The following is a 1,925-nucleotide window of genomic DNA, read 5'->3' as shown; positions in this document are numbered from 1 at the left end:
AGTCCAAATCATGTTACTAACTTGCAGTTGATTATTTGCTTGTGCAGTGCCAATGGTAATATTGGCGCTATCATATTTAAAAACTGTACTAGGACTTGAGAAGTGCATAACCTTAAGACAGCGTTCAGTGCATGGAGGAATTGGAGCATAGTTATCCCAACAAACATTTTCATACGTCATGAAAGTTTTAATTGGGTGTTGGCCTGTTGTCTCAGGATGATAAAACCTCCCTAAAAAGCCAGCTCCTGGTGCTGTACCAGGCTGTTGAGTATTAGCAAATGAATGACCTGCGCCTAAATTGTGAAATATTTCATGTAAGTAGGTTTCTACATCAGAATCAAACCTCACAACACTCACAGCTTTATCAGCTTGAGTCATATCTCTTGGCCTAGTTAATCGATAGGCAATCCCAACTGCTTTGCGGTTTTTGTGACCTGATTTAGTTAACACCATTACTGAGTCTGCTTTCCAAATCGCTTTAAGATCTCTAATTGCTGAAGAATGAGAAATAGCACTTAATAACTCATCCCAGTTACCACTTTCACAACCACCAACGGCATTACAAATTTCGTTAGGGATTTTCATGAATGCTTGCTTAGTAATATTTCCAGATTCGTTATTTTCATACGCAGCAACCCATGAAAATGCGCCTAAGTTAGTGTCACTTATAATATCGTTATTCCTCAAGAAGCCTCTGTAACGTAAGTTAACGTCTCTGATTTTCTGCCTAATTGTGTCACGCCCATAAGTGTTCAAAACAGAATCAGTATATAAAACAATCGCAGTAGTAAACCCTGGCGAATGCTCTATTTTTTCAGGCGAATCCGGTATAACAAGTGATGTACTATTTTCAATGGATATATATGGAGGGTTTATTGGCGGAGTATCACCCGCTGAATCTTTTGAACGAAAAGGCTGGTTTGGGGAGCCCGGAGGTAACCATATATCTATGGGCCCTCTATCTATAGGGCTGTTATGTATCTCTTCATCTGGATCTATTGAATCACCTTCTAATGGATCATTATTAGGCTTGAATTCTCTTATTTTAAGTTCCTTATTAATTATATTTATAAGTTGCTCATTGTTGGATACAAAAAACATTTCTTGGGAAAATGTATCTTGAAAGACAAGTTTTTGGATTTTATTATCAAGTACAACAGCTTGTATTAGCTTAAAACCATCAACTATTATGTTTGGTCGATAATAGATTGTATGCTGACTATACTCAGGAAAATCAAAAAGAACATTAACAGCCTCGTTAGATATTGTCTCACAACCAACTTCTATATGTTCAATATCATTACTCTCACATATTTCAGCAACGGCAGTCCCTGTCTCGCCAAAAACAGCTCTTTCAGATAATATAGCACCATTATTAGGTTCTATATCTAATACGGCCCTACTTAAATTATCAACCGATTTATGGAATAACACTTTTTTTGAGTGTTGGTGGTACTTATGCTCATCAGCACTTAAATTAAAGGCCAGCATCAACATTAATAAAAAAACAATCCGATATTTCATACATTCCCTCGACATTAAATTAACAAACTCAAAACAATCGTACCTAAATCGGGGTGTTATTACACTAATAAATTTCATATAATTGGTTGGATATATGCTTTGAGGATAACTTTTTGTAAAGCAGGAATAAGTCAGTACAATTATACATTTCAATTTCTCTAGAATTGTAAGGTTGGCTGAAAATACAGCTTCGCTTGAGAATTTCAATCGATATAACCAAGTTGTATAAAGTCCAACGTTGGACATTAAGATTTAATATACAAGGAAATATGTTTGCTTATACACTCATTGGCAACACTACTTTTCTTCAATTTCCGAGTATTAGAGTCAAAATTTGATAAGGGCGTGTAGTGAACTTTTTTATTTTGAAACAATATTAAAAGTAGGCCTGGGGTCGTTCC

The 1,925-nt window shown here is 35.7% G+C and carries 1 protein-coding gene; it reads right to left on the bottom strand.

Annotation, left to right across the window (positions count from 1 at the left end; genetic code table 11):
* Positions 1 to 1,524, bottom strand: a 1,524-nt coding sequence (locus ACT3RM_RS17650; protein WP_444511485.1) for a M12 family metallo-peptidase, incomplete at its 3' end; no start/stop codon positions are given.
* Between the last annotated feature and the right edge of the window lie 401 nt (positions 1,525 to 1,925).

Origin of the sequence: Pseudoalteromonas sp. AOP7-A1-14 (assembly GCF_052376275.1) — a bacterium.
In the GTDB taxonomy this organism is placed as follows: Bacteria; Pseudomonadota; Gammaproteobacteria; order Enterobacterales; family Alteromonadaceae; genus Pseudoalteromonas.
Note: the sequence above shows the minus strand (reverse complement) of the source record. Positions and strands in the feature narration are given on the sequence as shown.